The following is a 26,432-nucleotide window of genomic DNA, read 5'->3' as shown; positions in this document are numbered from 1 at the left end:
CTTCGCCGAACAGACCAGATAGACTACATAGAAACGCCATGCATACAAAATCCATCAAACAGCTGTCCACGCTTTTGCAGAACAAGGAAATTTCCGCCGTAGCCCTGGCGACGCATTTCCTCGACCGCATCGAAGCAGACAGCTCGAACGCCTTCTTGCACGTCGACCGTGCGCTGACCCTGGCGCAAGCTCTTGAAGCCGATGCGCGCATCGCCAATGGCACGGCCACCGCGCTGACGGGCGTGCCGATCGCCCATAAAGACTTGTTCGTCACCAAAGGCTGGCGCACCACGGCGGGCTCCAAGATGCTGGGCAATTACGTCAGCCCATTTGACGCCACCGTGGTGGAAAAATTCCTGGCAGCCGGCATGGTCAGCCTGGGCAAGCTCAATTGCGATGAATTCGCCATGGGTTCCGGCAATGAAAACTCGGCTTTCGGCGCGGTGCAAAACCCGTGGGACAAAACCGCCGTGCCTGGCGGCTCGTCCGGCGGTTCGGCTGCCGCCGTCGCTGCCGGCCTGACGCCAGCGGCCACCGGCACCGACACGGGCGGTTCGATCCGCCAGCCTGCCGCTTTTTGCGGCATCACCGGCATCAAGCCGACCTATGGCCGCGTCTCGCGCTTCGGCATGATCGCGTTTGCCTCCTCGCTGGACCAGGGTGGCCCGATGGCCCGCTCGGCCGAAGACTGTGCCCTGCTCTTGAGTGCCATGGCCGGCTTCGACGAACGCGACTCGACCAGTTTGACGCCGGAACAAGGCGGCGTAGCGGAAGATTTTTCGCGCAGTCTTGATGAACCCCTCACGGGCCTGCGCATCGGCGTGCCGCGTGAATACTTTGGCGAAGGCTTGTCCAAGGATGTGGAAGCGGCCGTGCGCGGCGCGCTGGCGCAATATGAAAAACTGGGCGCCACCCTGGTCGACATCTCGCTGCCCAACACGGCCCTGTCTATCCCTGCCTACTACATGATCGCCCCAGCCGAAGCATCGTCCAACCTGTCGCGCTACGACGGCGTGCGCTACGGCCACCGCGCCAGCGAGTACAAGGACTTGCAGGACATGTACAAGAAGACGCGCGCCGAAGGTTTTGGCGCCGAAGTAAAACGCCGCATCCTGATCGGCACCTATGTGCTGTGCCACGGCTATTACGACGCTTATTATCTGAAGGCGCAAAAAATCCGCCGCCTGATCGCGCAGGACTTCGAAGCCGTATTGACTGGCCCGAACGCCGTCTGCGACGTCATCATGGGACCGGTCGCACCAACCGTGGCCTGGGACCTGGGCGACAAGACGGACGACCCGGTCGCCAACTACCTGGCCGACATCTACACCCTGTCGACCAGCCTGGCCGGCTTGCCTGGCATGTCCATCCCTTGCGGTTTTGGCGACGGCGAGAAAAACGGCAAGCGCCCGGTCGGTTTGCAAATCATCGGCAATTATTTTGCCGAATCCAAATTGCTGAACGTGGCCCACCAGTACCAGTTGGTGACCGACTGGCACACGCGCGCCCCAGGCGTTTAACTAAAAAAATAAGCGAGAACACTATGCAATGGGAAGTCGTCATCGGTCTTGAGAACCACGTGCAGCTCACGACCGACTCCAAAATTTTCAGCGGTTCGCCGATCAAGTTCGGCGCCGACGCCAACACCCAGGCCAGCCCGGTCGACCTGGCCCTGCCAGGCGTGCTGCCGGTGATGAACAAGCAAGCCGTCGACCGCGCGATCCGCTTCGGCCTGGCCGTGGACGCCACCGTCGCGCCGCAATCGGTCTTCGCGCGCAAGAACTATTTTTACCCTGACCTGCCGAAAGGCTACCAGATCAGCCAGTTCGCCGACCCTGTGGTCATCGGCGGCTCGCTGACCTTCGGCTACGAAAAGGACGGTGAATTCGTCACCAAGACCGTCAACCTGACGCGCGCCCACCTGGAAGAAGACGCCGGCAAATCGCTGCATGAAGACTATGCGGGCATGAGCGGCATCGACTTGAACCGCGCCGGCACGCCGCTGCTGGAAATCGTCTCGGAACCGGAAATCCGCAGCGCCGCCGAAGCCGTAGCCTACGCCAAGGCGCTGCATTCGCTGGTGATGTGGCTGGGCGTTTGCGACGGCAATATGCAGGAAGGCTCGTTCCGCTGCGACGTCAACGTGTCCGTGCGCCCGGTCGGCCAGAAGGAATTCGGCACCCGCTGCGAGATCAAGAACCTGAACTCCTTCCGCTTTATTGAAGAAGCCGTGCACGTCGAAGTGCGCCGCCAGATCGAGCTGATCGAAGACGGCGGCAAGGTTGTGCAAGCGACGCGCCTGTACGACCCGGACCGCAAGGAAACGCGCGAAATGCGCAGCAAGGAAGACGCCCAGGATTACCGCTACTTCCCTGATCCTGACCTGCCGCCACTGACGATTTCGCAAGAATGGATCAACACGGTCAAGGCCTCGATGCCGGAACTGCCGGCGGCCATGCGCGCGCGTTTCGTCAGCGAATACGCGTTGCCGGAATACGACTCGCTGGTGCTGACGCAATCGAAAGCGATGGCGACCTACTTCATCGCCGTGGTGGAAAAAGCCGGCAAGGAAAACGCCAAGGCCGCCGCCAACTGGCTGATGGGCGACGTCGCATCGACCCTGAACCGCGAAGGCGTGGAGCTCGATGAGGCACCCGTCTCCGCCTCCCAGCTGGCCGCGCTGTTGAAGCGCATTGCCGACGGCACGATTTCCAACAAGGCCGCGAAAGAAGTCTTCGCCGGCATGTGGGAAGCCAAGTCGTCCGATGAAAACCTGGTCGACACCATCATCGAGGCCAAGGGCTTGACACAGATTTCGGACACGGGTGCTTTGGAAGCCATCGTCGACGAAGTACTGGCAGCGAACGCCAAGTCGGTCGAACAGTACCGCGCCGGCAAGGAAGCAGCCATCAACGCGCTGATCGGCCAGGCCATGAAGGCCTCGAAAGGCAAGGCCAACCCGGCCCAGCTGACGGAACTGCTGAAAGCCAAGCTGGCGGCCTAAACAGCGCCGGATACATCAGAAGGACGCTGCGGCGTCCTTTTTTAATGGAGAAAATCGAATGCCAGGTTTTTTAAAACGCTTAGTCCCCCTGCTGGCCCTGGCCGGCGTCTGCCTCGGCATGTACGGCCAGGCCAGTGCCGACAATGCACCACTTGCGCTGCAAGCGGCGAACATCGCGCCCAACAGCTGCGTCAGACCGGTCTATCCCAGCGCATCGGTGGCGGCCAAGCAAACAGGTGTCGTCACCTTGTCGCTCGACATCGATGCGAGTGGCAAATTAACCGCAGCGCATGTCATCAAGAGCAGCGGCTACCCGGCTCTCGATGAAGCGGCACGCGATGGCATCGCCAAATGCCGCTTCTTGCCGGGGCTGGCTGACGGCAAGCCTGTCAATTCCAGCTTCAGGATGCAATACGTCTGGTCGCTGGGTTAATGCCAGGGGCGGCGCATCGCAGCAACGATGCCGCCGCCCGCTTGCAGGTATGATCATGGATTCTTCCACGCCCTGAACATGCCATGAAAAAAATCAAAACCGGCCTGGTTGGCTACGGCTTCGCCGGCGCCACCTTCCATGCCCCCGTCCTGTCCACCATCGCCACCCTCGAACTGACAGCGGTCGCGTCAAGCAAACCCGAACTGGTGCACAAGGACTGGCCGCAAGCGACCGTGTACGCCGAGGCGGCGCAGCTGTTTGCCGACCCTGCGATTGAACTAGTGGTCATCGCCGCACCCAACGAAGCGCATTTCAGCCTGGCGCAGGCGGCCCTGCAGGCAGGCAAGCACGTGGTGGTGGACAAGCCCTTCACGATCAGCAGCGCCCAGGCACAGACCCTGATCGACCTGGCGCAAGAACGCAAGCTGGTGCTCAGCGTGTACCACAACCGCCGCTGGGATGGCGATTTCCTCACCTTGAAAGCGCTGCTGGCGCAGGGCACGCTGGGCCGCATCGCCAGCTTTGAATCGCATTTCGACCGTTTCCGCCCGGAGATCCGCCAGCGCTGGCGCGAGTCAGCAGCACCGGGCGGCGGCTTGCTGTACGACCTGGGGCCGCACATGCTGGACCAGGCCATGCAGCTGTTCGGCATGCCGGAAAAAATCTATGCGGACATCGCCCTGCAGCGTGATAACGCGCAAGCCGTCGACTATATGCACATCGTGTTGTACTACGACCGGCTGCGCGTGGTGCTGCAGGCGGGCTGCCTGGTGAAAGCGCCCACGGCGCGCTTTGCCGTGCATGGCGACCAGGGCAGCTTTGTGAAGTTCGGTCTCGATCCGCAGGAAGACGCATTAAAGGCGGGCGGCAAGCCGGGCCAGCCCGGCTGGGGACTGGACCCCGTGCGTGGCGCGCTGCACCTGGGCACACAGCCCGATGGCCAGTTCGACCATCTGCAAATGCAGGCTGGCCGCTACCAGGATTTTTACCAGGGCATGGCCGACGCCATCAGCCATGGCGCACCGCCTCCGGTGGCGCCCGAAGACGCGCTTGCGACGATACGCCTGATCGAGCTGGCCTTGCAAAGTGCACAGGAAGGCCGCGTGCTCAGCGTGCAGAAAACTAACTGACCAGAAAAGCCAGTACCACCGCGCCCAGCGCCAGCATGGCGAGCGAGCAGATGAAAACCAGCTCGCCCCACCATTCGTAGCGCTGGCGCGCATGGCCGGGGCGCAGCGACATGAAGGACAGCACGGCGCTGACCAGAAACAGCAAGGCGTCGATGGCCAGCAGCTTGTCGACCAGCACGCGCAGCTCGCCGCGCGGCCCCAGGTGGCCGATCGACAGCACCGTCATGCATACGCCTATCATCGTCGCCGAGGTTGGCAGGATATGCGCCGACAAGCCCCGTTCACGCGCCTTGGCCTCGTCAGCAGGCGTCAAGGCTAACCCTGGTTCGTCCCTGCCGGCCATACCAGCTCCACGCGCGCCGAACTGCCCGCCTTGATTTCAACTTTACGTTCCAGCGTCTTGCCGGCCAGGCTGGCGTGCAGGCTGTAGCTGCCCGGCGCCAGCCGCGCCAGCAGATACGGTCCGCTGGCGGTTGTCTGCAGCACCACCGTGCCCTTGGCATCGCGCACTTCAAGCTTCACGTCGGAAGCGAATTGCGCACGGCCCGCCGCCTGCACGGAAAACACCAGGCTCAATGGCCAATGCCGGCTGGCGTTCTTGATGGCCGTCGACTCATCGAGGCCGATGCCGCCGCTCAGGTACTCGACCGTACCGCTCTTGTGTATGGCCGGCAGCGCGCTGTCGGCCTGCGCGTGGACGATGCCGGCCGCCAGACTGGCGACCAGAAACAGCGCAGCCACTCCAGGCCCCTTGTTGCGTAGATTGCTTTTCATCTCACTCTCCTCACATCATGCGGTTTGGATCAAAGGTTTGAATCAAAAGTTAGTATCAACATACGCAGCGAAGCTTAGGCCGGTCTTACGGTCAGGCTAGCAAGCCGCTTAATGGCGACGCAGCGCGTCAGCGATCTTCTGGTCGGTCTTGTACTGGCTCAGCGAATACACAGCCCAGATCGTGGCAGGCAGCCAGCCGATCAAGGTAATTTGCAGTATCAGGCAAATGATGCCGGCGATGGGGCGGCCAATCGTGAAAAAAGTCAGCCACGGAAGTATCAGGGCGATCAGCAAACGCATAGTTATCCTTTTATATCCCCCGGTACCGCGGGGGCCGGTTCGGCTGGTGCCGACGGCAAATCCCTAGCAACCATTATAACAATAGTAACGACACCGGCCACTCAAATTGCGGCTGGTTTTTGCCATTTCCCCATCCAGGCCAGGATGCTGGCAAAGATGGCCTCGCGGTTTAACTCATTGAAATTCTCGTGAAAATTGGCCGGGTACAAATGATAGTCGAGCAAGCCGTCCGGCACGCTGCGCAGCAAGGCTTCGGTGGCGCGGCTGCTGGCCAATTTATCATCGCCGGCGACGACCGCAAACAGGGGAAAGGACCAGGCCGACAAACCGCCGGCCATGGCTTTTTGCGCCGTCGTCAAGGCATGGGCGAAGCGCACGGTCACTTCGCTGGCGCGGATGCCGTCACGCTCATCCTGGAAGTGGCGCCCGGTGATGGCCTGGTCGTGCGTGAGCAGCATGGTCAAGTTTCCCAGCGGCACTTTCATGGTGGGGAAACGGCGGGCCAGCCAGCTTGAGAGCATCTGCAGCACTTTCGGCACGGGAATCGCATTCACATAGTAGGGTGACGAGATGATAAAACCGCGAATCGCCGGGTCGCCCGCAAAGCGCTGCAAGCCCAGGTGCGTGGCGATCAGGCCGCCCATCGAGTGGCCCATGACGAAGAGGGGCAAGCCCGGATACGTCTGCTTGACCCAGGCCAGGAACAGTTCGGCGTCGTCGAGAAAAGCATCGAACGACGGGATATCGACGCGGCGCTGGCCATTGTGGTCCACCATGTCGAAGCTGACGGTGGCGTAACCATGCTGGCGAAAATACAGGGCCGGCGTGACGTAGTCCCCCGCATGCGCCATGCCGCCGTGCAGCGCCAGGATCACGGCGCGCGGCTGCACAGGCGATGCTGGCTGCCAGATATGAATCGGCCGCGCGGCCTGGTCGCTGCACAGCAGGCTATCCATCCTGTCTTCAGAAAAACGCATCATGACTCCTGTTTTCCCCGTCACGCCTTCAGATGCTCGATCAACTGGCGCGCATACAGGGGTAATTCACTGAACTGGCGCACGCAAATGGTCAGATTGCGTACCGACCAGGGATCGGATAATTCCATGCAGCGCAGCGCCATCGATTGCTGACAGCGGCGCGCCGCCGCCAGCGGCACCACGCTGATGCCCACGCCACTGGCCACCATGCGGCAGACCGCATCGAAGCTGCGCAGGCGCACCCGTACTTTCAGGGGGCGGCCAGCGCGCGCCGCGTGCGAGATCAAATACTGCTGCATCGCGCTGTCATCGGCCAGACCGATGAAATCGTGCTCGAGCAGCGTGGCAAAATCGACGGCGCCATCCTGGCCGATGGCGCGGTGATGCACGCCGTCGTCGGCAGCGATCACCACCAGGCGGTCGGGCCGGAACAAAAAGGTTTGCAGGCCGCGCATGTCGACCGAATCGGAGACGATGCCCATGTCAGCCAGCCCTTCCGACACAGCCTTGACGATATCGTAGCTGAGACGCTCTTCCAGGTCGACCGTCAGGTTGGGATGGCGATCCAGAAAACTGCCCAGCGCCTCGGGCAAGAATTCGCTGAGCGCCGCCGTATTGCACAGCAGCCGCAACTGCCCTTTCAAGCCGCGCGCAAATTCACCGAGTTCACCGCGCATTTTTTCCATCTGCAGCAAGACCAGGCGTGCATGGTGCAGCAAGGTTTGCCCCACGGGCGTGGCTTCCACGCCGCGCCGGCCGCGCAGCAGCAAGGGCATGCCCAGCGCTTCTTCCATGCCGCGTACGCGCGCACTGGCCGAGGCCAGCGCCAGATGGCTGCGCGCCGCGCCCGCCGTCAGGCTGCCCGATTCCACCACGTGCACGAACAACTGCAAATCGACCAGATCAAAACGCATGAGACCTCCCTCATCACATCTTATCAGCCTATGCTTTTTACTGAGGCTAAGTCAAGATAATCCATCTTTGCAAATACAACAAGGAAGCGCAAAATTCAGCCATTCCCACTCTTTATTGAACGTCATGGATACTTCATTCCTGCTGCTAGTGTGTGCCAGCTTCATCGCAGCTGGCTTCGTCAAAGGCGTAGTGGGCCTGGGCTTGCCGACAGTGGCCATGGGCACGCTGGGCCTGATCATGCCGCCGGTGCAGGCGGCGGCCCTCTTGATCGTGCCATCGATGGTGACGAATGTATGGCAGTTGGCGGCCGGGCCAGGCCTGCGCGCCCTGCTGCGCCGCTTGTGGCCGCTGCTGCTGTGGGTGATGGCGGGCACGCTGGCCGGTGGCGTGCTACTGCCGCGCGACGGTGGCGACTGGGCCGTGATCGCGCTGGGGGTGGCGCTGATGCTGTATGCGCTGGCGGGCCTGCTGTCGCTGCGCCTGCACGTGCCGCCGCAGCATGAACGCTGGCTGGCCCCGCTGGTGGGCGCAGCAACGGGCCTGGTCACGGCCGCCACGGGCGTGTTCGTGATACCCGCCGTACCGTACCTGCAAGGGCTGGGACTGGCGCGCGACGAACTGGTGCAGGCGCTGGGACTGGCGTTTACGGCGTCGACCATTGCGCTGGCGGCCAGCCTGGCCTTGCAAGGCAATTTCAGCCTGGGCGCGGCAGGCGCTTCGGCCTGGGCCCTGCTGCCGGCGCTGGCCGGCATGCTGGCCGGCCAATGGCTGCGCGGACGCATCGCGCCCGAGCTGTTCAAGAAATGCTTTTTTGTCGGCCTGTTCGCCTTGGGCCTGCATGCTGCCCTGAAGCCATGGCTGGGATGATGAGAATAGATTGGCAGAGCGATCACGCCCTGTGCGCGTGGATCGATGGCCAGCAGGTGGCCATGCTCGACATCGGCAGGCAAGCCAATAACGTGACCATCAACATGCTGTTCGTGAAACCGCCCTACCGGCGGCGCGGCATCGGCCGTGCGCTGCTGCGCCAGCTGCTGTTATGCCATCCGCAAGCGGCATTACTCTGCAGCGACCCGCAGCTGCGGGCGCTGCTCAGTAAAGCTTAAATACCGTAACGGGTGCGGTAAGCCGAAACTGCGTCTTTGAACTTCAACAATTCCGGATCGGCGCCGTCGCCGTTCAGGTAGCCGAACAAGTCGTCCAGGTTGCCGATCGAGATGACAGGAATGCCATACTGTTTCGATACTTCCTGCACCGCCGAACTCGGCGACAACTGGCCGTCCGGGCCGGAGCGCTCCATGCGGTCCAGCGCGATCAGCACGGCGCATGGTTCGGCGCCGGCGGCGCGTATCATGTCCACCGATTCGCGCACCGAAGTGCCGGCCGAGATCACATCGTCAATAATGACAACTTTACCCTGCAATTTGGCGCCGACGATGGTGCCGCCTTCGCCATGGTCCTTGGCTTCCTTGCGGTTGAAGGCAAACGAAGTGTTGCGGCCCTTGCCAGCCAGCGCCACGGCGGTGGCCGAGGCCAGGGTGATGCCCTTGTAGGCAGGGCCGAACAGCATGTCGAATTCGACGCCAGAGTCGAGCAGGGTCTGGGCGTAGAACTGCGCCAGCTCGGCCAGGGTAGCGCCGTCGTGGAACAAACCGGCATTGAAAAAGTAAGGCGATTGACGCCCGGCCTTGGTGGTGAACTCGCCGAACCGCAAGACTCCCTTGGATACTGAAAACGCGATAAACTGCTGGCGTAAATTATTCACATGAGCCTCATTATTTGAAAGTGCCTGTATTTTAATCCGGGTGCACCGGCGAGACAATCCGTTCCGTCGCCCTGCTCCGCCCCATTTTTCCTGATTACCTATGCCAAAAATTATCTCCGCCAACCTGAACGGCATCCGTTCCGCCGCCAAAAAAGGCTTTTTCAACTGGATGGGCACACAGACCGCCGATTTCATCTGCGTGCAGGAATTGAAGGCGCAACTGCCCGACATGACGCCGGAATTTCTCAACCCGCACGGCTACCATGGCCATTTCCACTACGCCGAGAAAAAAGGCTATTCCGGCACTGGCGTGTATAGCAAGACCGAACCGGACGCCGTGTTCATCGGCTTCGGCAGCCCTGAATTCGACGCCGAAGGTCGTTATGTACGCTGTGATTTTGGCAATCTTTCCGTCATTTCCGTGTACTGCCCCTCCGGTTCGTCCGGCCCGGAACGCCAGGAAGCCAAGTTCCGCTTCATGGAGCTGTTCCTGCCGCATCTGCTGGAATTGAAGGCGATGGGCCGCGAAATCGTCATCTGCGGCGACTGGAATATCGCCCACCACGAGATCGACTTGAAGAACTGGAAAGGCAACAAGAAAAATTCCGGCTTCCTGCCCGAAGAACGGGCCTGGCTGACGCGCGTGTTCGACGAACTCGGTTACATCGACGTACACCGCGGCCTGGACAAGCGCGAAGAACAATACACCTGGTGGAGCAACCGTGGCCAGGCCTACGCCAAGAACGTGGGCTGGCGCATCGACTACCACGTCGCCACCCCCGGCATCGCCGCCCAGGCGCATACGGTCAGCGTGTACAAGGAAGAACGTTTTTCAGACCACGCGCCGCTGATCATCGATTACACGCCGAAAAATTAATCTCCCAGCTTGCGCCGGCTTGCAAAGTGGCGCAGCTCACCCGTCAAGGGGTCCGTAAAGCGGATCGCCCGCGCCAGCAGCTGCAAGGGCTGCGTCATATCGTCTTCCCTGCATGGCAAAGCCACCGGATAAAAGACATCGTTGACGATGGGGATGCCCAGCGACGCCAGGTGCACGCGCAGCTGGTGCTTGCGGCCCGTGTGCGGAAACAATCGGTACAGATTGAATTCGCCGCGCGGCTCGATCACATCGATGATGGTTTCCGAATTCGGCTCGCCTGCTTCCTCGCGCATCAGGAAAAATTTGTCGCCGTCGACCATGCGGCTGCGGTAGGTAAATGGAAAGGCATGGCCCTCCAGGCGCGGCGCCAGCGCTTCGTACTCCTTCTTGATTTCGCGGCGCTGGAATAGGGACTGGTAAGCGCCACGGCTGGACTGCTGGCGCGAAAAAATCACCACGCCGGCCGTCTCGCGGTCGAGCCGGTGGATAGGCGTCAGTTCGGCGATGCCCAGATTTTTCTTCAGCCGCGTCAGCAAGGTCTCTTGCACGAAGCGCCCGCCCGGGGTCATGGGCAGGAAATGCGGCTTGTCGACCACCACCAGATGCTCATCCTGGAACAATATCTCTTCCTGGAAGGGGATCGGCGTTTCATATTCCAGTTCGCGGTAATAAAAAATGCGCATGCCGCGTTTGTAGGGGCTGGCGGGTGTCAGCACTTCGCCTTCCCCACTGAGCACTTCACTGCGCGCCATGCGGTCCTGCCATTGCGCGGCGCTGATCTGCGGATAGCGCTCGACGAGGAAGGACAGCATGTCCGGCCACTGCCCTTGCGGCAGCCACAGATAGCTGGGCGCCACGCCGTCGCGGATGGGTAGCGGCGGTGGTGCAGACTGATTGCGGCTGGAAGACATGCTAGCGTGTAGCGACCACGTTGCTGCGATAGGGCGGCAAGGCGTCCACGCCAAGACCCTTGGTGCGTGCGTACAAAGGCAGCACTTGTCCCATGTGGTTATTCATTTGCGAGATGCGGTCGCTGCCCGAGGGGTGGGTCGACAGGAATTCTGGCGGCGCGCCCTTGCTCACGGCGGCCATTTTCTGCCACAACACCACGCCGGCGCGTGGGTCGAAACCGGCGCGTGCGGCCAGGTCCATGCCGATCAGGTCAGCTTCGCGCTCATCGTCGCGCGAAAATTTCAGCATCACGCCCTGCGCCGCCATATTGGTGGCGGTGCTGGTGAGATTCGGGTCCACGCCCAGCCAGGCCGACAGACCCGCGCCAGCCAGTTTTGCGCCTACGGCCGCCAGGTTGCCCTTGCCGGCCTGCGCCTGCGCATGTTCGCGCAAGGCGTGCGAGATTTCATGGCCCATCACGACGGCCACTTCATCGTCGGTCAGATTGAGTTTGTTCAGGATACCGCTATAAAAGGCGATCTGCCCGCCCGGCATGCAGAAGGCATTCACTTCATCCGAGTTCAGCAAATTGATTTGCCACTGCCAGCTGCTGGCGGCATTGTTCCAGCGGGCCGCAAACGGAATGATGCGCTGGGCGATCGCGCGCAGGCGCTTGACCTGCGGATCGCTGTCGCTCACCAGCGCGTTCTTGTCTTTCGCTTCGCGCAGCAGCTGCGTGTACTGCAGCCTGGACTTTTCATTGAAATTTTCGCCGCCGGCAAACAGGCGCGTGTTCGACAGCGGACGCACCTTGATGCCATCCTGTACCGTCGCCTGCTGGGCAAAGACGGGCAGCGGCGCCAGCGCGGTGGCCGCGCACAGGCTGGCCGCCAGTACAGTCAAAGAAGCAAGGCGTTTAAACGGGTGTCGTGTCATGAGTCCTCCATGGAGCAATTTTTGGCAACATCATCATGGCCGGGAAAGCCAAAAAGAAGCAGACGATAAAAAACGAGAACCAGCCCAGTTCCGCGACCAGGAAGCCCACCGAGGCATTGATCAGGGTGCGCGGCACGGCGCTGAGGCTGGAAAACAATGCATATTGCGTGGCCGTGTAGCGCGGGTCCGTGCTGCGCGACAAAAACGCGACAAAGGCCGCCGCGCCCAGGCCCAGGCTGGCAAATGCTTCAAAGCCGATCACGGCGCTGAGCAAGACAGTATTCGGCCCCACATGCGCCAGCCAGGCAAAACCCAGGATGGCGCAAGCCTGCAAGGTGCCAAACACCCACAGACCCCGGTTGATGCCCAGCTTGAGCATCCACACGCCGCCCACGATGCCGCCCGCCAGGCTGGCCCAGAAACCTGTGGTGTTGGCGGCCAGGCCGATCTGCGTCATGCTAAAACCCAGGTCCAGATAAAACTTGGTCGCCAGCGCGGTGGCCATGCTGTCGCCGATTTTATACAGTAGCACAAACGCCAGTATCCACATGGCGTTGCGCCAGCCATCGCGCGCGATAAATTCCTTGAATGGCAGGATGATCGCATCGCGCATGGTGCTGGGCGGCGCACCATACACTGCCGGCTCGCGTATCAGCAAGGTACAGAGCAGGCCAGGCAGCATGAAGGCGGCCGTAATCCAGAATACGGCTTGCCATGGCATGCGATCGGCCAGGATCAGCGACAGCGCGCCCGGCACCATGCCCGCCACCTTGTAGGCATTGACGATGACGGCCGCGCCCAGGCCCTGCTCCTTATCGCTGAGGATTTCGCGGCGGTAGGCGTCGATCACGATGTCCTGGCTGGCGGACAAAAAGGCTACGCCACCGGCAGCGGCCGCGATCAGTCCGATCTGCGTGAGGGGGTTGAGCATGCCCATGGCGCCGATGGCGAAAAACAGCGCCAGCTGGGTCAGCGCCATCCAGCCGCGCCGCCGTCCCAGTCCCAGGATGGGGTAGCGGTCCATCAAGGGCGCCCACAGGAATTTCCAGATATACGGAAACTGCACCAGGGCGAACAGGCCCAGCGCCTTGACGTTCAGCCCCGACTTGGCCAGCCAGGCCTGCAGCAGATACAGCAAAATAAACAGCGGCAGGCCGGAACTGAAGCCCAGCACCAGCACGGCCAGCATGCGGCCGTTGGCGTAGCTACGCCAGCCTGGCGCCGGGGTGTCTGTCATCAATGCACCGCTTTTTTACGCAAGCGGAACACGGCCAGGTCGCCGCGCAGATTCGGCAGCACGGAGACCATCTTGCCTTCGGACAGCGCCACGCAGTCGATCACTTCCAGGCCGCATTCCTCGGCCAGTTCGCGGAAATCCGTGATGGTTGCGCAGCGCACGTTGGGCGTGTCATACCACTGATAAGGCAGCGATTTCGACACCGGCATGCGGCCCTTGAGCAGCGCCAGCCGGTGCGGCCAGTGGGCAAAGTTCGGGAAGGAGACGATGGCTTCGCTGCCCACGCGCACGATGTCGCGCAACAGCGGCTCGACCTGCTTCATCATTTGCAAGGAGGACAGGCACAGCACCGTATCGAAGCTGTTGTCGCCAAAGATGGCCAGGCCTTTTTCCATGTCTTGCTGGACCACGTTGACGCCGCGCAGAGTGCTGACCAGCACCTTGTCGTCGGCGATCTCGATGCCATAACCGCTGCATTCCCGGTCGCTTTGCAGGTATTCAAGCATTACGCCATCGCCGCAGCCGACGTCGAGCACATGGGCGTTTTTCGGCACCCAGTGGGCGATGAACGCCAGGTCGGGACGCAGCGCGCTCAGTTCATCAAAAGTCATGCTGTCTCCTTCACGCCCTGGCGGGCCGTCTGCGGTTGCCGTGCCGAGGCGGGAATCCCCGCCTCGATCTCATTCCATACCTGGCCGTAATAGGCGCGTACCATATTCATGTAGCGCGCATCTTCCAGCAAGAAGGCGTCGTGGCCGTGCGGCGCGTCGATTTCGGCATACGTGACCTGGCGGCGGTTGACCACCAGCGCTTCGACGATCTGGCGGCTGCATTCGGGTGAGAAGCGCCAGTCGGTGGAAAACGAGGCCAGGAAAAACTTGGCTTGGGTGCCAGCCAGCGCCTTGGCCAGGTCGCCGCCATGGGCGCGCGCCGGGTCGAAATAATCGAGCGCCTTGGTGATCAGCAGATAGGTGTTGGCATCGAAGTATTCGGAGAACTTGTCGCCCTGGTAGCGCAGATAGGATTCAATCTCGAAGTCGATGCCGAAGCCGAATTTGTAGTCGCCCGTCTGCGCCGCGTCGCGCAGCTTGCGGCCAAATTTTTCAGCCATGTCGTCATTCGACAGATAGGTGATGTGGCCGACCATGCGCGCCACGCGCAAGCCGTTTTTCGGCACCACGCCATGCGCATAAAAATCGCCGCCACGGTAATCGGGGTCCGACAGAATCGCCTGGCGGGCGACATCATTAAAGGCGATATTTTGCGCCGACAGCTTGGCCGTCGAGGCGATCACCACGCAATGGCGCAAGCGCTCCGGGAACATGATGCTCCAGGCCAGCGCCTGCATGCCGCCCAGCGAGCCGCCCATCACGGCCGCAAACTGGCTGATGCCCAATTGATCGGCCAGGCGCGCCTGCGCGCTGACCCAGTCTTCCACCGTCACGACAGGAAAGGACGCGCCATACGGCTTGCCGGTGGCAGGATTGGTGTGCATCGGGCCCGTCGAGCCAAAGCAGGAGCCCAGGTTGTTGACGCCGATGACGAAGAATTTGTTGGTGTCCAGCGGCTTGCCGGGGCCGACCATATTGTCCCACCAGCCTGCGCTTTTCGGCTCGTCCGCATACACGCCGGCCACGTGGTGCGAGGCGTTCAGGGCGTGGCAGACCAGCACCGCGTTCGATTTGTCGGCGTTCAGGGTGCCGTAGGTTTCATACATCAACATATAGTCCAGCAGCGATGCTCCGCTTTGCAGCTGCAGGGGTTCCGCAAAATACATGGTTTGCGGTGAAACGATTCCAATGGATGACATGTTCGTGTCGGTTTATAAAAGGGGGGTGGCCCCACGGGCCATGATCGATGCAGAGCCGCGATGATAGGTTCTGCAACTTTGACACCAGAGTACAGCTTGCCGCGCGCGCGGTACTCCGGTGCTGATAAAGCGATAGTTTACATGAGCTGCAGCTGGTGAACAGCTTCTGCGATCACATTGGGCTCCATCGAGCGCATAATTTTGCGCATTTGTGGTGCAATCAGACCCAGATCGCTGTTCAGGATCTCTTGTTTGACTGCCAATAGCTGTGCCGGGTGCATGGAGAATTCCCGCAAGCCCATGCCCAGCAGCAAACGCGTGAGTTTCACGTCGCCCGCCATCTCGCCGCACACCGCCACGTCGATGCCCGCCTTGTGGCCGGCAGTGATCGTCATCGAGATCAGTTGCAGCACGGCCGGGTGCAGCGGATTGTACAAATGCGCCACTTCGTAATCGACACGGTCGATCGCCAGGGTGTACTGGATCAAGTCGTTGGTGCCGATCGACAGAAAATCCATGCGCTTGACGAACATGGGCAGCGCCAGCGCGGCGGCCGGGATTTCGATCATGGCGCCCACTTCGATCTCTTCATCGAACTTGACGCCCTCTTCGCGCAAGCTGGCCTTGGCTTGTTCTATCATCGACAGCGACTGGTCGATCTCGAACGCATGCGCCAGCATCGGGATCAAAATGCGCACCTTGCCAAAGGCCGACGCGCGCAGAATCGCCCGCAACTGCGTCAGGAATAGCTGCGGCTCGGCCAGGCAGTAGCGGATGGCGCGCAAGCCCAGGGCAGGATTCAACGCCGTATGGTCGGACTGGTCGAGCGGCTTGTCGGCGCCGATGTCGAGCGTGCGGATGGTCACCACGCGCCCCTTCATCGACACCACGGTATTGCGGTAAGCGTCGAACTGCTCGTCTTCGGACGGAATCTTGTGGGCGCGGCCCATGAACAGGAATTCGGAGCGGAACAGGCCCACGCCGCTGGCGCCCGACTCCAGCGCAAACGGGCAATCTTCGGGCAGTTCGATATTGGCCAGCAGGGTAATCGGCGTGCCGCACTTGGTGACGGCTGGCGTTTTTTTCAGCTTGCCCAGCTTTTTGCGCGCGCGCTGCATGGCCAGCTGGCGTTCGCGGTACTGTTCCAGCACCAGCGCGCTGGGGTTGGCGATCACCACGCCGGCGTCGCCGTCGATGATGATCCAGTCATCCTGCTCGATCAGAGTCGATGCCTGCGACATGCCGACAGCCGCTGGAATATCGAGGCTGCGGGCGACGATGGCCGTATGCGAGTTCTGGCCGCCCACGTCGGTGATGAAACCGATGAAGGAACGGTCGCGGAACTGCAGCATATCGGCCGGCGAAATATCATGCGCGACAACCACCATCTGCGCCATCAGCTCATCTTCGGCGGCGGCCACCGGCAGCAATTGTTCGGTGCCCAGCAAGACTTTCAGCACGCGTTCGGCGACTTGCTGGATATCGGCCTTGCGTTCGCGCAGGTAGGGATCTTCGATTTCGTCGAACTGGGCCGACAATTCATCGATCTGCGTCAGCAGCGCCCATTCGGCGTTGTAATGGCGCGTGCGGATGATGTCGAGCGGCGCTTCGGAAATCATCGGGTCGGACAGGATCAGCGCATGCACGTCGATGAAGGCGCCCAGCTCGGTGGGCGCATCCTTGGGCAACTCGTTCCACAGGGTTTGCAGTTCCTTGTGGACAGTAGCGAACGCATGCTGCAAGCGCAATACTTCGGCTTCGATCTGTTCCTGGGCGACCAGGTAATGTTTGACGTCAAGGGCGGCCGGCGCCAGCAGATGCGCTCGGCCTATGGCGATGCCGCGGGAGACCGGGATGCCGTGGAGCGTGAAAGATGCCATGGGTTGACCTGTCGGGATGCGGCTGCGGCTGCGTTCGGCGGGCATTACTCGCCTTCGCCAAACCTGTCGTTAATCAGGATGGTGAGCGCGTCGACGCATGCCTGCTCGTCTTCACCCTCAGCTTCCAGGGTCACTTTGGCGCCCTTGCCGGCAGCCAGCATCATCACGCCCATGATGGACTTCGCATTGATGCGGCGCGCGTTGCGGGTCAGCCACACATCGCTCTTGAACTTGGCGGCCAGCTGGGTAAATTTGGCGGAAGCGCGTGCATGCAGTCCCAGCTTGTTGATGATTTCGAGTTCTTTTTGAATCATTTTTGTATAGTCTCTATCCCTGAATACTACGCTGATGACAGTCCGATTTTATAAAATCCGCCGCCTTCAGGGCGGCGGCCATAACACTTCCTTCCTTACTCGCCCACGCGAATGCGGTTGTCGACGCGCACGGCGCCGCTTTGCGCACCGGCCAGCGCCATTTCCACCACCACATCGAGCGTATCGCGGCGATAGGTGATGGCGCGCAGCAGCATCGGCAGGCTGATGCCGGCGATGACTTCCACCCGGCCCGCGTCCGCCAGCTTGTTGCAGCAATTGGACGGCGTACCGCCCTTTACATCGGTAATCACCAGCACGCCTGAACCATCGTCGAGGCGGCAGATGGCTGCCGAGGCCAGTTTCTGCACTTCAGCCAGATCCTGATCGGCCAGCACATCGATTGCTTCAAAACGCTCGGTCGGCCCGCGGAACACATGGGCGCAGGCGGCAACAAAAGCCTGTCCCAGTGGGGCGTGGGTCATGAGCAAGATCCCTACCATAATCAATTCACCTTGTTAACTTTGCTGGGCGCGATGCTGCGTTACGCCGTGTTCGACCGCATCGATAAACATGGCGGCCACATCAAAACCCGTCTGCTGCATGATTTCCTGGAAGCAGGTCGGGCTGGTGACATTGACTTCGGTCAGGTAGTCACCAATCACATCCAATCCTACCAGCATCAGGCCACGGCCGGCCAGGATGGGGCCAAGCTTTTCAGCGATTTCCAGGTCGCGCGCCGTCAATGGCTGCGCCACGCCCGTACCGCCGGCGGCCAGGTTGCCGCGCACTTCACCCGCCTGCGGAATACGCGCCAGCGCAAACGGCACCGGTTTGCCGCCGATCACCAGGATGCGCTTGTCGCCCTTGGCAATAGCGGGAATAAAACGCTGCGCCATGATGGTTTGTCCACCGTTTTCCGTCAACGTTTCAATGATGGCGCCCAGATTCAAGCCATCGGCCTTGACGCGGAAGATGCCCGTACCGCCCATGCCATCGAGCGGCTTGAAGATCACATCCTGGTGCTTGGCGTGAAAAGCGCGCAAGCGCGCTTCGCTGGATGTGACCAGAGTCGGCGAAGTGAATTCGGAAAACTGGGCAATCGCCAGCTTTTCATTGTTGTCGCGAATCGCCGACGGCTTGTTGAACACGCGCGCGCCCTGCTTTTCCGCCAGTTCCAGCAAATAGGTGCCGTACACATATTCCATATCGAACGGCGGGTCCTTGCGCTCGATGATCGCGTCCAGGGTCGACAAACGCACTTCCTCGCGGGACACGACCTGGTACCAGTCGTGCTCATGCCCCGTCAGCACGATGTGCTGTACTTCGGCCGTGACGATGCCTTCTTCCAGCGCCATATCCTTTTGTTCAAAGGCATAGATGGCGTGACCGCGGCGGGCGGCCTCGCGCATCATGGCAAAAGTGGAATCTTTATAAGTCTTGAAGCCCGCCAGCGGGTCGGCAAGGAATGCGATTTTCATGTACGGTCCAGTCGGAAATGCTTGATGGTGAATGCTTGAGGTCAATACCTGATTCTAGCCGAGATCGCCAGGCGAGGTTGGCGCCGCGCCTGGCAGTCCCGACTTGAAGGATCAATACACCTCGGGATTCGGGTCGGTGCGTTCCATTTCCAGCGACGCCGCCAGCAAGGCCAGCCGCGCCACTACGCCATACACATAAAAACGGTTAGGCGCCGCCGTGCCCGGCTTGGCCTTCAAGTCCGGCACCGCGTGCTGCTGGGCAAACGCCAGCGGCACATATTGCGAACCGGGCGCGTTCAGGTTCTGGTCCACGCCCTTTTCCGCGTGCACGCGATAGAAACCGCCCACCACATAGCGGTCTATCATATAGACCACCGGCTCGGCTACTGCATCCTTGATGCTTTCAAAGGTCGGCACGCCTTCCTGGATGATCACGTCGGTGACTACCTTGCCATCCTTGACGATGGACATGATGTCGCGTTGCTTGCGTGACAAATCGCGCACTTCGCTGGCGTCGCGCACCGTCATGATGCCCGTGCCATAGGTGCCCGCGTCGGGCTTGACGATCACGAACGGCTTTTCCTTGATGCCGTATTCCTTGTATTTCTTGCGGATCTTCGCCAGCAGCACGTCCACGCTGGCGGCCAGCGCGTCTTCGCCCTCGCCTTCCTGGAAGTTGATATCGCTGCACTTGGCGTGGAAAGGATTCAGCATCCAGGGATCGACATCGATCATCTTGCCGAACTTTTTCACCACTTCATCGTAAGCCGTGTAGTGGTTGCTCTTGCGGCGCAAGGCCCAGCCCGCATGCAAAGGCGGCAACAGGCTTTGTTCATGAATATTTTGCAAGATATCGGGTATGCCGTCCGACAAGTCGTTATTCAGCAAGATCGTGCAAGGGTCGAAATCCTTCAAGCCCAGGCGGCGGCCATTGTTCAGGCGCACCAGCGGCTCGATTACCAGCATATTGCCATCAGGCAACGCCAACGGCGTCGGCTGGGTAATTTCAGGCGACCAGGAACCCAGACGCACATGCAAGCCGGTCTGGCGGAAGATCTGCATCAGGCGTGCCACGTTTTGCAGATAATGCGGCGTGTTGTTATTCAACTCCGGAATCATCAGCAGATTGCGGGCGTCCGGACAATACTTGTCGATGGCCGCCATCGCCGCCTGCACGGATAAAGGCAGCATTTCCGTCGCCAGGTGATGAAAACCGCCAGGGAACAGATTCGTGTCGACGGGCGCCAGTTTATAACCGGCATTGCGCAAGTCTACTGAGCAATAGAAAGGCGGCGTGTGCTCTTGCCACTCCATGCGGAACCAGCGCTCAATGGCCGGCGTCGCGGCCAGGATCTTTTTTTCTAGGTCGAGCAGCGGTCCAGTCAGGGCCGTGACGAGATGGGGAACCATAGTTACATCCTTAAATTATGTGCAGTCATCGAAAAGCACACAGAACTGCCGACTATATTACCGTGTAAGTACCCCAAATCGGGGCAAAAGCCTTGTTTTAAAGACCTTTTGCATTCGTATAAGGAAAAAAAAGGCGCCTCGATGAGGCGCCCTTACAAGCAAAACAACGTTGACACGGTGCGCCGGGGCGCCGCCATGCCAAAGAATTAATAATTATCCGTGATAAGCCTGCTCACCATGGCTGGTGATATCGAGGCCTTCGCGCTCTTCTTCTTCCGGTACGCGCAGGCCGATGACGATGTCGACCAGTTTATAGGCAATGAAGGACACCACCGCCGACCAGATGATGGTCGTGCCGACGGCTTCGGCCTGCACCAGTACCTGGTGGCCGATCGAATACGGGTCAGCCGACATCTTGTTGGTGACATAGTCAAAAATGCCCTGCCCACCCAGTTGTGGCGCAGCAAACACACCGGTCAGCAAGGCGCCCAGGATACCGCCCACGCCGTGCACGCCGAATACGTCCAGCGAATCATCCACACCCAGCAGACGTTTCAAGCCATTCACGCCCCACAGGCACACCACGCCAGCGAGCAAGCCGATCACCAGGCCGCCCATCGGGCCAACAAAACCTGCTGCCGGGGTGATGGCCACCAGGCCAGCCACGGCGCCCGATGCGCCACCGAGCATGGAAGGCTTGCCCTTGGTGATCCATTCGCCAAATACCCACGACAGGGTAGCGGCGGCGGTCGCGAGCAAGGTGTTGATGAAAGCCAGCGCAGCCACGTCGCCTGCTTCCAGCGAAGAACCGGCGTTGAAACCGAACCAGCCCACCCACAGCAGGGAAGCACCGATCATGGTCATCGTCAGCGAGTGTGGCGCCATCGATTCACGGCCCAGGCCCACGCGTTTGCCGATCATGATGGCACCCATCAGGCCGGCGATCGCGGCATTGATGTGCACCACGGTGCCGCCGGCAAAGTCCAGCGCACCTTTTTGGAACAGCCAGCCCGCTTTCAGCGTTTCGCTGGCCGAGGTCGCCGCATTGGTGATGGCGTCAGGGCCGGTCCAGAACCAGACCATATGCGCCACTGGCAGGTAGCCAAAGGTAAACCACAGCACGACGAAGGCCAGCACGGCGGCAAACTTGGCGCGCTCGGCAAAGGCGCCGACGATCAGTGCGCAGGTAATCGCGGCAAACGTGCCCTGGAAGGCGACATAGACGAACTCGGGAATGACCACGCCCTTGCTGAAGGTGGCGGCGGTGGCAAACGTGCCTTTCACCGGGTCCCAGATACCGTTCAGGAACAGGCGGTCAAAGCCACCGAAGAAGGCGGTTTTTTCCGTGAAGGCGATCGAGTAGCCATAAATGCACCACAGCACCACGATCAAGGCAAATACCATGAACACTTGCATCAGTACCGACAACATATTCTTGGAACGCACCAGGCCGCCGTAGAACAGGGCCAGGCCGGGGATCGTCATCAAGATCACCAGCAAGGTGGATAACATCATGAAACCGGTATCGCCCTTGTTGGGAACGGGTGCGGCAGCAGCAGCGGCAGCCGGTGCGGGTGCAGGTGCAGCAAGTGCTGGCGCCGCATCCGGTGCAGGCGTCACGGCAGGCGTAGCGACGGCCGAGGTCGCGGCGGCAGCCGGCGCATCGGCAAAACTGGGCGCGGCCACGCCAAAGGCAAACAGACAGGCTATCCCAGCAAGTACTTTTGTTATATTTTTATTCATTAAGATTCCCCTTAAAGCGCTTCGTTACCGGTCTCGCCGGTACGGATGCGGATAACTTGTTCCAGGTTGTAGACGAAAATCTTGCCATCACCGATTTTACCGGTGCGCGCGGCGCCCTCGATCGCTTCGATGGCCTGGTCGACGATGGCGTCATCGACGGCAGCCTCGATTTTGGTTTTTGGCAGGAAATCGACCACATACTCGGCGCCGCGGTACAGTTCCGTGTGGCCTTTCTGGCGGCCGAAGCCTTTGACTTCAGTAACAGTTATCCCTTGCACATTGATAGCCGACAAGGCTTCACGTACTTCGTCCAGCTTGAACGGTTTAATGATTGCGGTAATCATTTTCATGGCGGTCTCGTTTAAAAAGTTTTGGAAACAGTAACTACCAGGCCAGTTTTGGCCAGATTCTTGCCATTGGGCGCCAGCGAGGTGATATTGGCATGCACAGCAGCCAGCGATACGGTGGCAAAGCCGGGGAAATCCTTGCTCACGCCCAGCTTGTAGTCGTAATAGCTGAGCTCATCACTGTGTTTGACGCTCTGGTGGCCCACATGCAGGTTGAGCGTGTAGTCGTCGTACACCGGCACGTTCACACCCGCATCGATATAGCCGCTGTGTTTGCTATCGGCCACGCCGAACAGATTCGTGGTTGCATGCGAGTACTTGATATAGGCCGGACCGTAACTGAGCTGGCCGTACAGCTCAAAGGTATTGGCATTCGTGCTCAGGCCATTCGAGGGATAGTAGTAATACAAGCCACCGACATCGTAGCTGACCCCTGCGCCAAGGTCGCCCCGCTTGCCGCCATAGATGTCCCACTCCAGATTGTCATCACCGCCACCGTCCCTGATCCACTTGATGCTCGACAGCCACGTGCCCACATACAGTCCCGTGGGGTTGTGCGTATAGTCGATGCCACCGTTGATGGCGGGGTCGAGACGGCTTTGCGAGAGTCCGCGATAACGGTAATCGTTGGTCAGCGCCACGTTATAGCTCACCACATTATCTGGCACAGTGTCCGCTACGGCAGGAGCAGGACTTGCGGCCTCCTGCGCCATGGCATTGCCGCACAGAATAGCCATGGCCGATGTCAACGCTGCTGCTAGAGTGATACCGTGGGACAGATTCTTCATGGCGATTTCCTTTTCTTGAGCTTTTAAAGCAGTTGAGGTTTAAAATCTTGCCTGGAGATCACAGAGCGTTTATGAATTCTTTAGCAGAATACGTGCCAGCTGCCTTGTCACCTTGATAGCTGTATTTATGCCCACACATAGCCTGCAAACAGCAGAAATGACGGACATACCATGTTGAAGATTTGAAAATTAGCCCAGCTGCGCACCAGATTAAGGCTGAAGTGCACCGCAATGGTGCGATGCACCTGCCACCCCACTAAGAACACCTAAAGGACCATCATGGACATGAATACTTTTTTTAATGATTTGCAAGGCAAGATCCACCAAGCCATCGAAAACTCGCCAGCCAAGGATATCGAGAAAAATGTGAAGTCGATGATGACCCAGGGCTTTGCCCGCCTGGATCTGGTGACGCGCGAGGAATTCGATATCCAGGCGCAAGTGCTGGCCAAGACCCGCGCCAAACTGGACGCACTGGAATTGCGCGTAGTGGAACTGGAAGCGCGCTTGAACGAGCCCAAGGCTTAAACCTTATCAGCGGCCTTGCTGGCGCATCTCAATCGCTACGCCAGCACGAACGCTAGACTGAACCTGCCCGCAACTGCGGTGCAGGGAGTCACAATGAGCCTGGCAGTCCTGAAAAGCCGCGCCCTGGCCGGCATGGACGCGCCAGAGGTGAACGTCGAAGTCCACCTTGCCAACGGCTTGCCTTCGTTTACCATCGTCGGCTTGCCCGATACCGAAGTCAAGGAATCACGCGACCGTGTGCGCGCCGCCCTGCAAAACTGTGGTTTCGACATGCCGGCGCGGCGCATCACGGCCAACCTGGCACCCGCCGACCTGCCAAAAGAATCCGGACGTTTCGACCTGCCGATCGCCCTCGGCATCCTGGCAGCCTCGGGCCAATTGCCGGGCGATCAATTACACCGCTATGAATTTGCCGGCGAACTATCGCTGTCCGGCCAGTTGCGTCCCATCCGTGGTGCACTGGCGATGACCTTTGCCATGCAGCGTAACCACGATGGTGCAAAGCGGGCCTTCATCCTGCCCTACGGCAACGCGGACGAAGCGGCCCTGGTGCACGACGCCTGCATCTATCCAGCCCACACCCTGCTCGAGGTGTGCGCCCACTTTGCCGCCCGCGACAGCCAGACTGTCTTGCAACGCCACCAGCCGCAACTGGCGCCGGCGCCCTTCCAGTTCCCTGACTTCATGGACGTGAAAGGCCAGCAGCAAGTAAAACGCGCACTGGAAGTGGCAGCGACAGGTGGCCACAGCCTGCTGATGGTGGGTCCGCCCGGCGCCGGCAAGAGCATGCTGGCCTGCCGCTTTCCCGGCATCTTGCCACCGATGAGCGAAGACGAAGCGCTGGAATCGGCGGCAGTGCATTCCTTGAGCGGCAATTTCAAGGTAGAAAACTGGAAACGCCGGCCCTATCGCGCCCCTCATCAGACGGCGTCCGGCGTAGCCCTGGTAGGCGGCGGCAATATACCGCGGCCAGGCGAAATTTCACTGGCGCATTGCGGGGTGCTGTTTCTCGATGAAATCGCCGAATTTGACCGCAGGGTGCTGGAAGTCTTGCGCCAGCCCATGGAGTCGGGTCTCATCAGCATTTCACGGGCTGCCCGCCAGGCCGAGTTTCCAGCCCGCTTCCAACTGATTGCCGCCATGAATCCCTGCCCCTGCGGCTACCTGGGCCATGCTTCAGGACGCTGCCGCTGCACGCCCGATGCCGTGTTGCGCTATCACGGCCGTTTGTCAGGTCCCCTGCTCGATCGCATCGATATGCAGATCGAGGTGGCCGCCATGCTGCCCTCTTCTCTGGCACGCCAGTCGGCCGGTGAAAGTTCCGCCACCATCGCGGCCCGCGTGGTGGCCGCCTTTGCCTTACAACAGGCACGCCAGGGCAAGAGCAACCAGCAACTGTCCAGCATCGAGATCGAGCAGCACTGCCCGCTGGACCAGAGCGGTGAGCAACTCCTGCTCAATGCCATGCTGCGCCTGCACTGGTCAGCGCGCGCCTATCACCGGGTATTACGTGTGGCCCGCAGCATCGCCGACCTGGCGGACAGCCGCAAGATTGCCCACCCGCATGTAGCTGAAGCGATCCAGTACCGGCGGGTGCTGCGCGAGCATTGAAGCGTGATTGCCAGCTGTGTATGGCCCTGCTACCATGAAGTGATGAAAAGAACATCACTCGCCATGGTTTTTGCCATGCTGACCACGGCCAGCGTGCTGTCCGCCTGCAGTCCAAAATTCGACTGGCGCGACTATCGCAGTCCTGACGGGCAATTCAGCGCCCTCTTCCCAGGCAAGCCCTCGCGCCTGACGCGCGACGTGGATCTGGATGGAACGAAAGTCAGCCTGACCATGACGGCCAGCCAGGCCGAGGATAGTACCTTTGCCATCGGCAATGCACTGATGCCGACGCAAGCGCAGGCCGAGGCGGCCTTGCCCGCCATGAAAGCTGCCTTGCTCAACAATATCAAGGGCAGCGTACGCAGTGAAAAATCGGTATCGGCAGCCAGTAGCACTCCAGCCGCCACGCGGCAACAAAGTTCATTGAGCATCGAAGCAACAGGCACGCAGCAAGGCAAGCCCACGTTGCTGATAGCGCGTTTCATCGCACAAGACAAACGCATCTTCCAGGTCGTCATCGTCGGCGATGAAAAGAAACTATCGCATGAGACCATCGACACTTTTATGGATTCGGTCAAGCTGGAGTGAAGCAAGATTAACCACCAAGCAATACTTAGTTTTAACTTAAAGAAAGAGTTATTGCTGGTCGAAGGGCTTGTAAATTAGTACGCTGTCCAACAGATAAGCTCAGCTGGCTTACCAGCATGCGGGTACAGCAAGCCGACGTCCTGTGCGAATGATCAAGTCGTGCTACTGTTTCGACACCAATAACAAGTTTCAGAAAGTTTTTATGTTGATCTCATTCAAATCCAAATCCTCCCCCGCTGTCCTGATGTATCAGGAACATGCCCAGCGCATCCTCGACATCCTGCACAAGAACCCGACCCGCGGCGTGATCACGCCGGAGGAAGCAGGTGCAGCACTGGCCTTGCTGGAACAGGAAGTGGCGGAAACCAGGCTGCATCCGGAAAATGACGTCGAGCATGATGTGCATACGCCAGAGGCGCGTGAAGCTGGTGAAACAGCCGAACACGCACTGGCGCAAAGAGTTCACTTCTCGCAACGTGCATTCCCATTGATGGAAATGCTGCGCTCGGCCAAGGCCGAAGGCGAAAGCATCATCTGGGGCATCTAGGCAGATGAGCGTTACAGACGAAAAAAAACCCCGCATCTAGCGGGGTTTTTTTATATAACAAGCCTGACAATAACCTACTTTCACACTGGTTGCAGCACTATCATCGGCGCAAAGTTGTTTCACGGTCCTGTTCGGGATGGGAAGGGGTG

At 60.2% G+C, this 26,432-nt stretch carries 30 protein-coding genes and 1 rRNA gene; 11 read left to right on the top strand and 20 right to left on the bottom strand.

What is annotated here, in order from left to right; translation table 11 throughout:
• The first annotated feature begins 38 nt into the window (after nt 1–38).
• The 4 genes from gatA to HDE72_RS13795 all read left to right on the top strand — a co-directional run bounded on the left by gatA (nt 39) and on the right by HDE72_RS13795 (nt 4,567).
• A complete protein-coding gene (gene gatA / locus HDE72_RS27760; RefSeq protein WP_409254967.1) occupies nt 39–1,520 on the top strand; it encodes an Asp-tRNA(Asn)/Glu-tRNA(Gln) amidotransferase subunit GatA in 1,482 nt (493 codons plus the stop codon).
• A gap of 8 nt (nt 1,521–1,528) precedes the next feature.
• Entirely contained in the window at nt 1,529–3,004 is a 1,476-nt protein-coding gene (gatB, locus tag HDE72_RS13805; protein ID WP_409254970.1) for an Asp-tRNA(Asn)/Glu-tRNA(Gln) amidotransferase subunit GatB, read from the top strand.
• 58 nt (nt 3,005–3,062) lie between these two features.
• On the top strand, nt 3,063–3,437 hold the full coding sequence (locus tag HDE72_RS13800; protein WP_260176686.1) for an energy transducer TonB: 375 nt from the start codon (nt 3,063–3,065) through the stop codon (nt 3,435–3,437).
• Between the two features lie 83 nt (nt 3,438–3,520).
• Nucleotides 3,521–4,567 carry an oxidoreductase gene (locus tag HDE72_RS13795; protein WP_183741767.1) on the top strand — a complete coding sequence of 349 codons (1,047 nt, stop codon included), beginning with the start codon at nt 3,521–3,523 and terminating at the stop codon, nt 4,565–4,567.
• Here HDE72_RS13795 and HDE72_RS13790 read toward each other — a convergent pair.
• The 5 genes from HDE72_RS13790 to HDE72_RS13770 all read right to left on the bottom strand — a co-directional run bounded on the left by HDE72_RS13790 (nt 4,560) and on the right by HDE72_RS13770 (nt 7,532).
• The gene (locus tag HDE72_RS13790) at nt 4,560–4,880 is read right to left on the bottom strand and encodes a hypothetical protein (RefSeq protein WP_260176685.1); all 321 of its coding nucleotides are present in this window, start codon (nt 4,878–4,880) and stop codon (nt 4,560–4,562) included. The two genes, HDE72_RS13795 and HDE72_RS13790, sit on opposite strands and share 8 nt — an antisense overlap.
• 2 nt (nt 4,881–4,882) lie before the next feature.
• On the bottom strand, nt 4,883–5,341 hold the full coding sequence (locus tag HDE72_RS13785; RefSeq protein WP_183741765.1) for a carboxypeptidase-like regulatory domain-containing protein: 459 nt from the start codon (nt 5,339–5,341) through the stop codon (nt 4,883–4,885).
• 108 nt (nt 5,342–5,449) lie between these two features.
• Complete coding sequence (locus tag HDE72_RS13780; protein WP_183741763.1) at nt 5,450–5,641, bottom strand: YqaE/Pmp3 family membrane protein; 192 nt, start codon at nt 5,639–5,641, stop codon at nt 5,450–5,452.
• A 101-nt stretch (nt 5,642–5,742) separates the two neighbouring features.
• Nucleotides 5,743–6,621 (bottom strand): lysophospholipase, encoded by an 879-nt coding sequence (locus HDE72_RS13775; protein WP_260176684.1) that lies wholly within the window; start codon nt 6,619–6,621, stop codon nt 5,743–5,745.
• Nucleotides 6,622–6,638: 17 nt separating this feature from the next.
• Nucleotides 6,639–7,532 (bottom strand): LysR substrate-binding domain-containing protein, encoded by an 894-nt coding sequence (locus HDE72_RS13770; RefSeq protein WP_183741762.1) that lies wholly within the window; start codon nt 7,530–7,532, stop codon nt 6,639–6,641.
• A 124-nt stretch (nt 7,533–7,656) separates the two neighbouring features.
• Between HDE72_RS13770 and HDE72_RS13765 the strand changes: the two genes are divergently transcribed.
• Together HDE72_RS13765 and HDE72_RS13760 are read left to right on the top strand one after the other, a co-directional pair.
• A complete protein-coding gene (locus HDE72_RS13765) occupies nt 7,657–8,400 on the top strand; it encodes a sulfite exporter TauE/SafE family protein (RefSeq protein WP_183741760.1) in 744 nt (247 codons plus the stop codon).
• On the top strand, nt 8,397–8,639 hold the full coding sequence (locus tag HDE72_RS13760; RefSeq protein ID WP_183741757.1) for a GNAT family N-acetyltransferase: 243 nt from the start codon (nt 8,397–8,399) through the stop codon (nt 8,637–8,639). The genes HDE72_RS13765 and HDE72_RS13760 overlap by 4 nt, the downstream gene beginning before the upstream one ends.
• On the opposite strand, the gene pyrE is transcribed toward HDE72_RS13760, so the two are convergent.
• Nucleotides 8,636–9,298 carry an orotate phosphoribosyltransferase gene (pyrE, locus tag HDE72_RS13755; protein WP_183741755.1) on the bottom strand — a complete coding sequence of 221 codons (663 nt, stop codon included), beginning with the start codon at nt 9,296–9,298 and terminating at the stop codon, nt 8,636–8,638. The genes HDE72_RS13760 and pyrE overlap by 4 nt on opposite strands.
• Before the next feature lie 100 nt (nt 9,299–9,398).
• On the opposite strand from pyrE, the gene HDE72_RS13750 reads away from it, so the two are divergent.
• Nucleotides 9,399–10,175: an exodeoxyribonuclease III gene (locus HDE72_RS13750; protein WP_183741753.1), complete on the top strand. Its 777-nt coding sequence runs from the start codon at nt 9,399–9,401 to the stop codon at nt 10,173–10,175.
• On the opposite strand, the gene HDE72_RS13745 is transcribed toward HDE72_RS13750, so the two are convergent.
• From HDE72_RS13745 to HDE72_RS13685, 13 genes are all read right to left on the bottom strand, one after another.
• The gene (locus HDE72_RS13745; protein ID WP_183741751.1) at nt 10,172–11,086 is read right to left on the bottom strand and encodes a pseudouridine synthase; all 915 of its coding nucleotides are present in this window, start codon (nt 11,084–11,086) and stop codon (nt 10,172–10,174) included. The two genes, HDE72_RS13750 and HDE72_RS13745, sit on opposite strands and share 4 nt — an antisense overlap.
• A gap of 1 nt (nt 11,087) precedes the next feature.
• Nucleotides 11,088–12,002: a M48 family metallopeptidase gene (locus HDE72_RS13740; protein ID WP_183741749.1), complete on the bottom strand. Its 915-nt coding sequence runs from the start codon at nt 12,000–12,002 to the stop codon at nt 11,088–11,090.
• Complete coding sequence (locus HDE72_RS13735) at nt 11,983–13,239, bottom strand: AmpG family muropeptide MFS transporter (RefSeq protein WP_183741747.1); 1,257 nt, start codon at nt 13,237–13,239, stop codon at nt 11,983–11,985. The genes HDE72_RS13740 and HDE72_RS13735 overlap by 20 nt, the downstream gene beginning before the upstream one ends.
• Nucleotides 13,239–13,850 carry a methionine biosynthesis protein MetW gene (gene metW / locus HDE72_RS13730; protein WP_183741745.1) on the bottom strand — a complete coding sequence of 204 codons (612 nt, stop codon included), beginning with the start codon at nt 13,848–13,850 and terminating at the stop codon, nt 13,239–13,241. Before metW ends, HDE72_RS13735 begins: the two co-directional genes overlap by 1 nt.
• The gene (gene metX, locus HDE72_RS13725) at nt 13,847–15,016 is read right to left on the bottom strand and encodes a homoserine O-succinyltransferase MetX (protein WP_409254969.1); all 1,170 of its coding nucleotides are present in this window, start codon (nt 15,014–15,016) and stop codon (nt 13,847–13,849) included. The genes metW and metX overlap by 4 nt, the downstream gene beginning before the upstream one ends.
• 170 nt (nt 15,017–15,186) lie before the next feature.
• Nucleotides 15,187–16,929: a phosphoenolpyruvate--protein phosphotransferase gene (gene ptsP, locus HDE72_RS13720; protein WP_183741741.1), complete on the bottom strand. Its 1,743-nt coding sequence runs from the start codon at nt 16,927–16,929 to the stop codon at nt 15,187–15,189.
• A gap of 44 nt (nt 16,930–16,973) precedes the next feature.
• The gene (locus tag HDE72_RS13715; RefSeq protein WP_183741739.1) at nt 16,974–17,243 is read right to left on the bottom strand and encodes an HPr family phosphocarrier protein; all 270 of its coding nucleotides are present in this window, start codon (nt 17,241–17,243) and stop codon (nt 16,974–16,976) included.
• A 95-nt stretch (nt 17,244–17,338) separates the two neighbouring features.
• The gene (locus HDE72_RS13710) at nt 17,339–17,743 is read right to left on the bottom strand and encodes a PTS sugar transporter subunit IIA (protein WP_183741737.1); all 405 of its coding nucleotides are present in this window, start codon (nt 17,741–17,743) and stop codon (nt 17,339–17,341) included.
• A gap of 15 nt (nt 17,744–17,758) precedes the next feature.
• Nucleotides 17,759–18,721: a glutathione synthase gene (gene gshB, locus HDE72_RS13705; protein ID WP_183741735.1), complete on the bottom strand. Its 963-nt coding sequence runs from the start codon at nt 18,719–18,721 to the stop codon at nt 17,759–17,761.
• A gap of 111 nt (nt 18,722–18,832) precedes the next feature.
• Entirely contained in the window at nt 18,833–20,131 is a 1,299-nt protein-coding gene (gshA, locus tag HDE72_RS13700) for a glutamate--cysteine ligase (RefSeq protein WP_183741733.1), read from the bottom strand.
• Nucleotides 20,132–20,344: 213 nt separating this feature from the next.
• Complete coding sequence (locus HDE72_RS13695) at nt 20,345–21,874, bottom strand: ammonium transporter (RefSeq protein WP_183741730.1); 1,530 nt, start codon at nt 21,872–21,874, stop codon at nt 20,345–20,347.
• An 11-nt stretch (nt 21,875–21,885) separates the two neighbouring features.
• Nucleotides 21,886–22,224, bottom strand: coding sequence for a P-II family nitrogen regulator (locus HDE72_RS13690; RefSeq protein ID WP_010393464.1), 339 nt, complete (start codon nt 22,222–22,224; stop codon nt 21,886–21,888).
• A gap of 11 nt (nt 22,225–22,235) precedes the next feature.
• Nucleotides 22,236–23,009, bottom strand: coding sequence for a TorF family putative porin (locus tag HDE72_RS13685; RefSeq protein WP_183741728.1), 774 nt, complete (start codon nt 23,007–23,009; stop codon nt 22,236–22,238).
• 279 nt (nt 23,010–23,288) lie between these two features.
• Between HDE72_RS13685 and HDE72_RS13680 the strand changes: the two genes are divergently transcribed.
• The 4 genes from HDE72_RS13680 to HDE72_RS13665 all read left to right on the top strand — a co-directional run bounded on the left by HDE72_RS13680 (nt 23,289) and on the right by HDE72_RS13665 (nt 26,283).
• Entirely contained in the window at nt 23,289–23,537 is a 249-nt protein-coding gene (locus tag HDE72_RS13680) for an accessory factor UbiK family protein (RefSeq protein ID WP_183741726.1), read from the top strand.
• A gap of 93 nt (nt 23,538–23,630) precedes the next feature.
• The gene (locus tag HDE72_RS13675) at nt 23,631–25,148 is read left to right on the top strand and encodes a YifB family Mg chelatase-like AAA ATPase (RefSeq protein ID WP_183741724.1); all 1,518 of its coding nucleotides are present in this window, start codon (nt 23,631–23,633) and stop codon (nt 25,146–25,148) included.
• A gap of 42 nt (nt 25,149–25,190) precedes the next feature.
• Nucleotides 25,191–25,736 (top strand): lipocalin/fatty acid-binding family protein, encoded by a 546-nt coding sequence (locus tag HDE72_RS13670; RefSeq protein WP_221291271.1) that lies wholly within the window; start codon nt 25,191–25,193, stop codon nt 25,734–25,736.
• 202 nt (nt 25,737–25,938) lie between these two features.
• Nucleotides 25,939–26,283, top strand: coding sequence for a DUF1840 domain-containing protein (locus HDE72_RS13665; protein ID WP_183741720.1), 345 nt, complete (start codon nt 25,939–25,941; stop codon nt 26,281–26,283).
• Nucleotides 26,284–26,344: 61 nt separating this feature from the next.
• On the opposite strand, the gene rrf is transcribed toward HDE72_RS13665, so the two are convergent.
• Nucleotides 26,345–26,432, bottom strand: a 5S ribosomal RNA gene (gene rrf, locus HDE72_RS28130); the annotation flags it as partial.

Origin of the sequence: Janthinobacterium saanense (assembly GCF_014200675.1) — a bacterium.
In the GTDB taxonomy this organism is placed as follows: Bacteria; Pseudomonadota; Gammaproteobacteria; order Burkholderiales; family Burkholderiaceae_D; genus Janthinobacterium.
This window is presented reverse-complemented; position numbering and strand designations above follow the sequence as displayed.

What these genes read in the sequence shown, in the direction of transcription:
- gatA (WP_409254967.1), top strand. Translation starts at nt 39, where the DNA reads ATGCATACAAAATCCATCAAACAGCTGTCCACGCTTTTGCAGAACAAG.
- HDE72_RS13800 (WP_260176686.1), top strand. Translation starts at nt 3,063, where the DNA reads ATGCCAGGTTTTTTAAAACGCTTAGTCCCCCTGCTGGCCCTGGCCGGC.
- HDE72_RS13795 (WP_183741767.1), top strand. Translation starts at nt 3,521, where the DNA reads ATGAAAAAAATCAAAACCGGCCTGGTTGGCTACGGCTTCGCCGGCGCC.
- HDE72_RS13785 (WP_183741765.1), bottom strand. Translation starts at nt 5,341, where the DNA reads ATGAAAAGCAATCTACGCAACAAGGGGCCTGGAGTGGCTGCGCTGTTT.
- HDE72_RS13780 (WP_183741763.1), bottom strand. Translation starts at nt 5,641, where the DNA reads ATGCGTTTGCTGATCGCCCTGATACTTCCGTGGCTGACTTTTTTCACG.
- HDE72_RS13775 (WP_260176684.1), bottom strand. Translation starts at nt 6,621, where the DNA reads ATGATGCGTTTTTCTGAAGACAGGATGGATAGCCTGCTGTGCAGCGAC.
- HDE72_RS13770 (WP_183741762.1), bottom strand. Translation starts at nt 7,532, where the DNA reads ATGCGTTTTGATCTGGTCGATTTGCAGTTGTTCGTGCACGTGGTGGAA.
- HDE72_RS13765 (WP_183741760.1), top strand. Translation starts at nt 7,657, where the DNA reads ATGGATACTTCATTCCTGCTGCTAGTGTGTGCCAGCTTCATCGCAGCT.
- HDE72_RS13760 (WP_183741757.1), top strand. Translation starts at nt 8,397, where the DNA reads ATGATGAGAATAGATTGGCAGAGCGATCACGCCCTGTGCGCGTGGATC.
- HDE72_RS13750 (WP_183741753.1), top strand. Translation starts at nt 9,399, where the DNA reads ATGCCAAAAATTATCTCCGCCAACCTGAACGGCATCCGTTCCGCCGCC.
- HDE72_RS13745 (WP_183741751.1), bottom strand. Translation starts at nt 11,086, where the DNA reads ATGTCTTCCAGCCGCAATCAGTCTGCACCACCGCCGCTACCCATCCGC.
- HDE72_RS13740 (WP_183741749.1), bottom strand. Translation starts at nt 12,002, where the DNA reads ATGACACGACACCCGTTTAAACGCCTTGCTTCTTTGACTGTACTGGCG.
- HDE72_RS13735 (WP_183741747.1), bottom strand. Translation starts at nt 13,239, where the DNA reads ATGACAGACACCCCGGCGCCAGGCTGGCGTAGCTACGCCAACGGCCGC.
- metW (WP_183741745.1), bottom strand. Translation starts at nt 13,850, where the DNA reads ATGACTTTTGATGAACTGAGCGCGCTGCGTCCCGACCTGGCGTTCATC.
- metX (WP_409254969.1), bottom strand. Translation starts at nt 15,016, where the DNA reads ATGTATTTTGCGGAACCCCTGCAGCTGCAAAGCGGAGCATCGCTGCTG.
- ptsP (WP_183741741.1), bottom strand. Translation starts at nt 16,929, where the DNA reads ATGGCATCTTTCACGCTCCACGGCATCCCGGTCTCCCGCGGCATCGCC.
- HDE72_RS13715 (WP_183741739.1), bottom strand. Translation starts at nt 17,243, where the DNA reads ATGATTCAAAAAGAACTCGAAATCATCAACAAGCTGGGACTGCATGCA.
- HDE72_RS13710 (WP_183741737.1), bottom strand. Translation starts at nt 17,743, where the DNA reads ATGGTAGGGATCTTGCTCATGACCCACGCCCCACTGGGACAGGCTTTT.
- gshB (WP_183741735.1), bottom strand. Translation starts at nt 18,721, where the DNA reads ATGAAAATCGCATTCCTTGCCGACCCGCTGGCGGGCTTCAAGACTTAT.
- gshA (WP_183741733.1), bottom strand. Translation starts at nt 20,131, where the DNA reads ATGGTTCCCCATCTCGTCACGGCCCTGACTGGACCGCTGCTCGACCTA.
- HDE72_RS13695 (WP_183741730.1), bottom strand. Translation starts at nt 21,874, where the DNA reads ATGAATAAAAATATAACAAAAGTACTTGCTGGGATAGCCTGTCTGTTT.
- HDE72_RS13690 (WP_010393464.1), bottom strand. Translation starts at nt 22,224, where the DNA reads ATGAAAATGATTACCGCAATCATTAAACCGTTCAAGCTGGACGAAGTA.
- HDE72_RS13685 (WP_183741728.1), bottom strand. Translation starts at nt 23,009, where the DNA reads ATGAAGAATCTGTCCCACGGTATCACTCTAGCAGCAGCGTTGACATCG.
- HDE72_RS13680 (WP_183741726.1), top strand. Translation starts at nt 23,289, where the DNA reads ATGGACATGAATACTTTTTTTAATGATTTGCAAGGCAAGATCCACCAA.
- HDE72_RS13675 (WP_183741724.1), top strand. Translation starts at nt 23,631, where the DNA reads ATGAGCCTGGCAGTCCTGAAAAGCCGCGCCCTGGCCGGCATGGACGCG.
- HDE72_RS13670 (WP_221291271.1), top strand. Translation starts at nt 25,191, where the DNA reads ATGAAAAGAACATCACTCGCCATGGTTTTTGCCATGCTGACCACGGCC.
- HDE72_RS13665 (WP_183741720.1), top strand. Translation starts at nt 25,939, where the DNA reads ATGTTGATCTCATTCAAATCCAAATCCTCCCCCGCTGTCCTGATGTAT.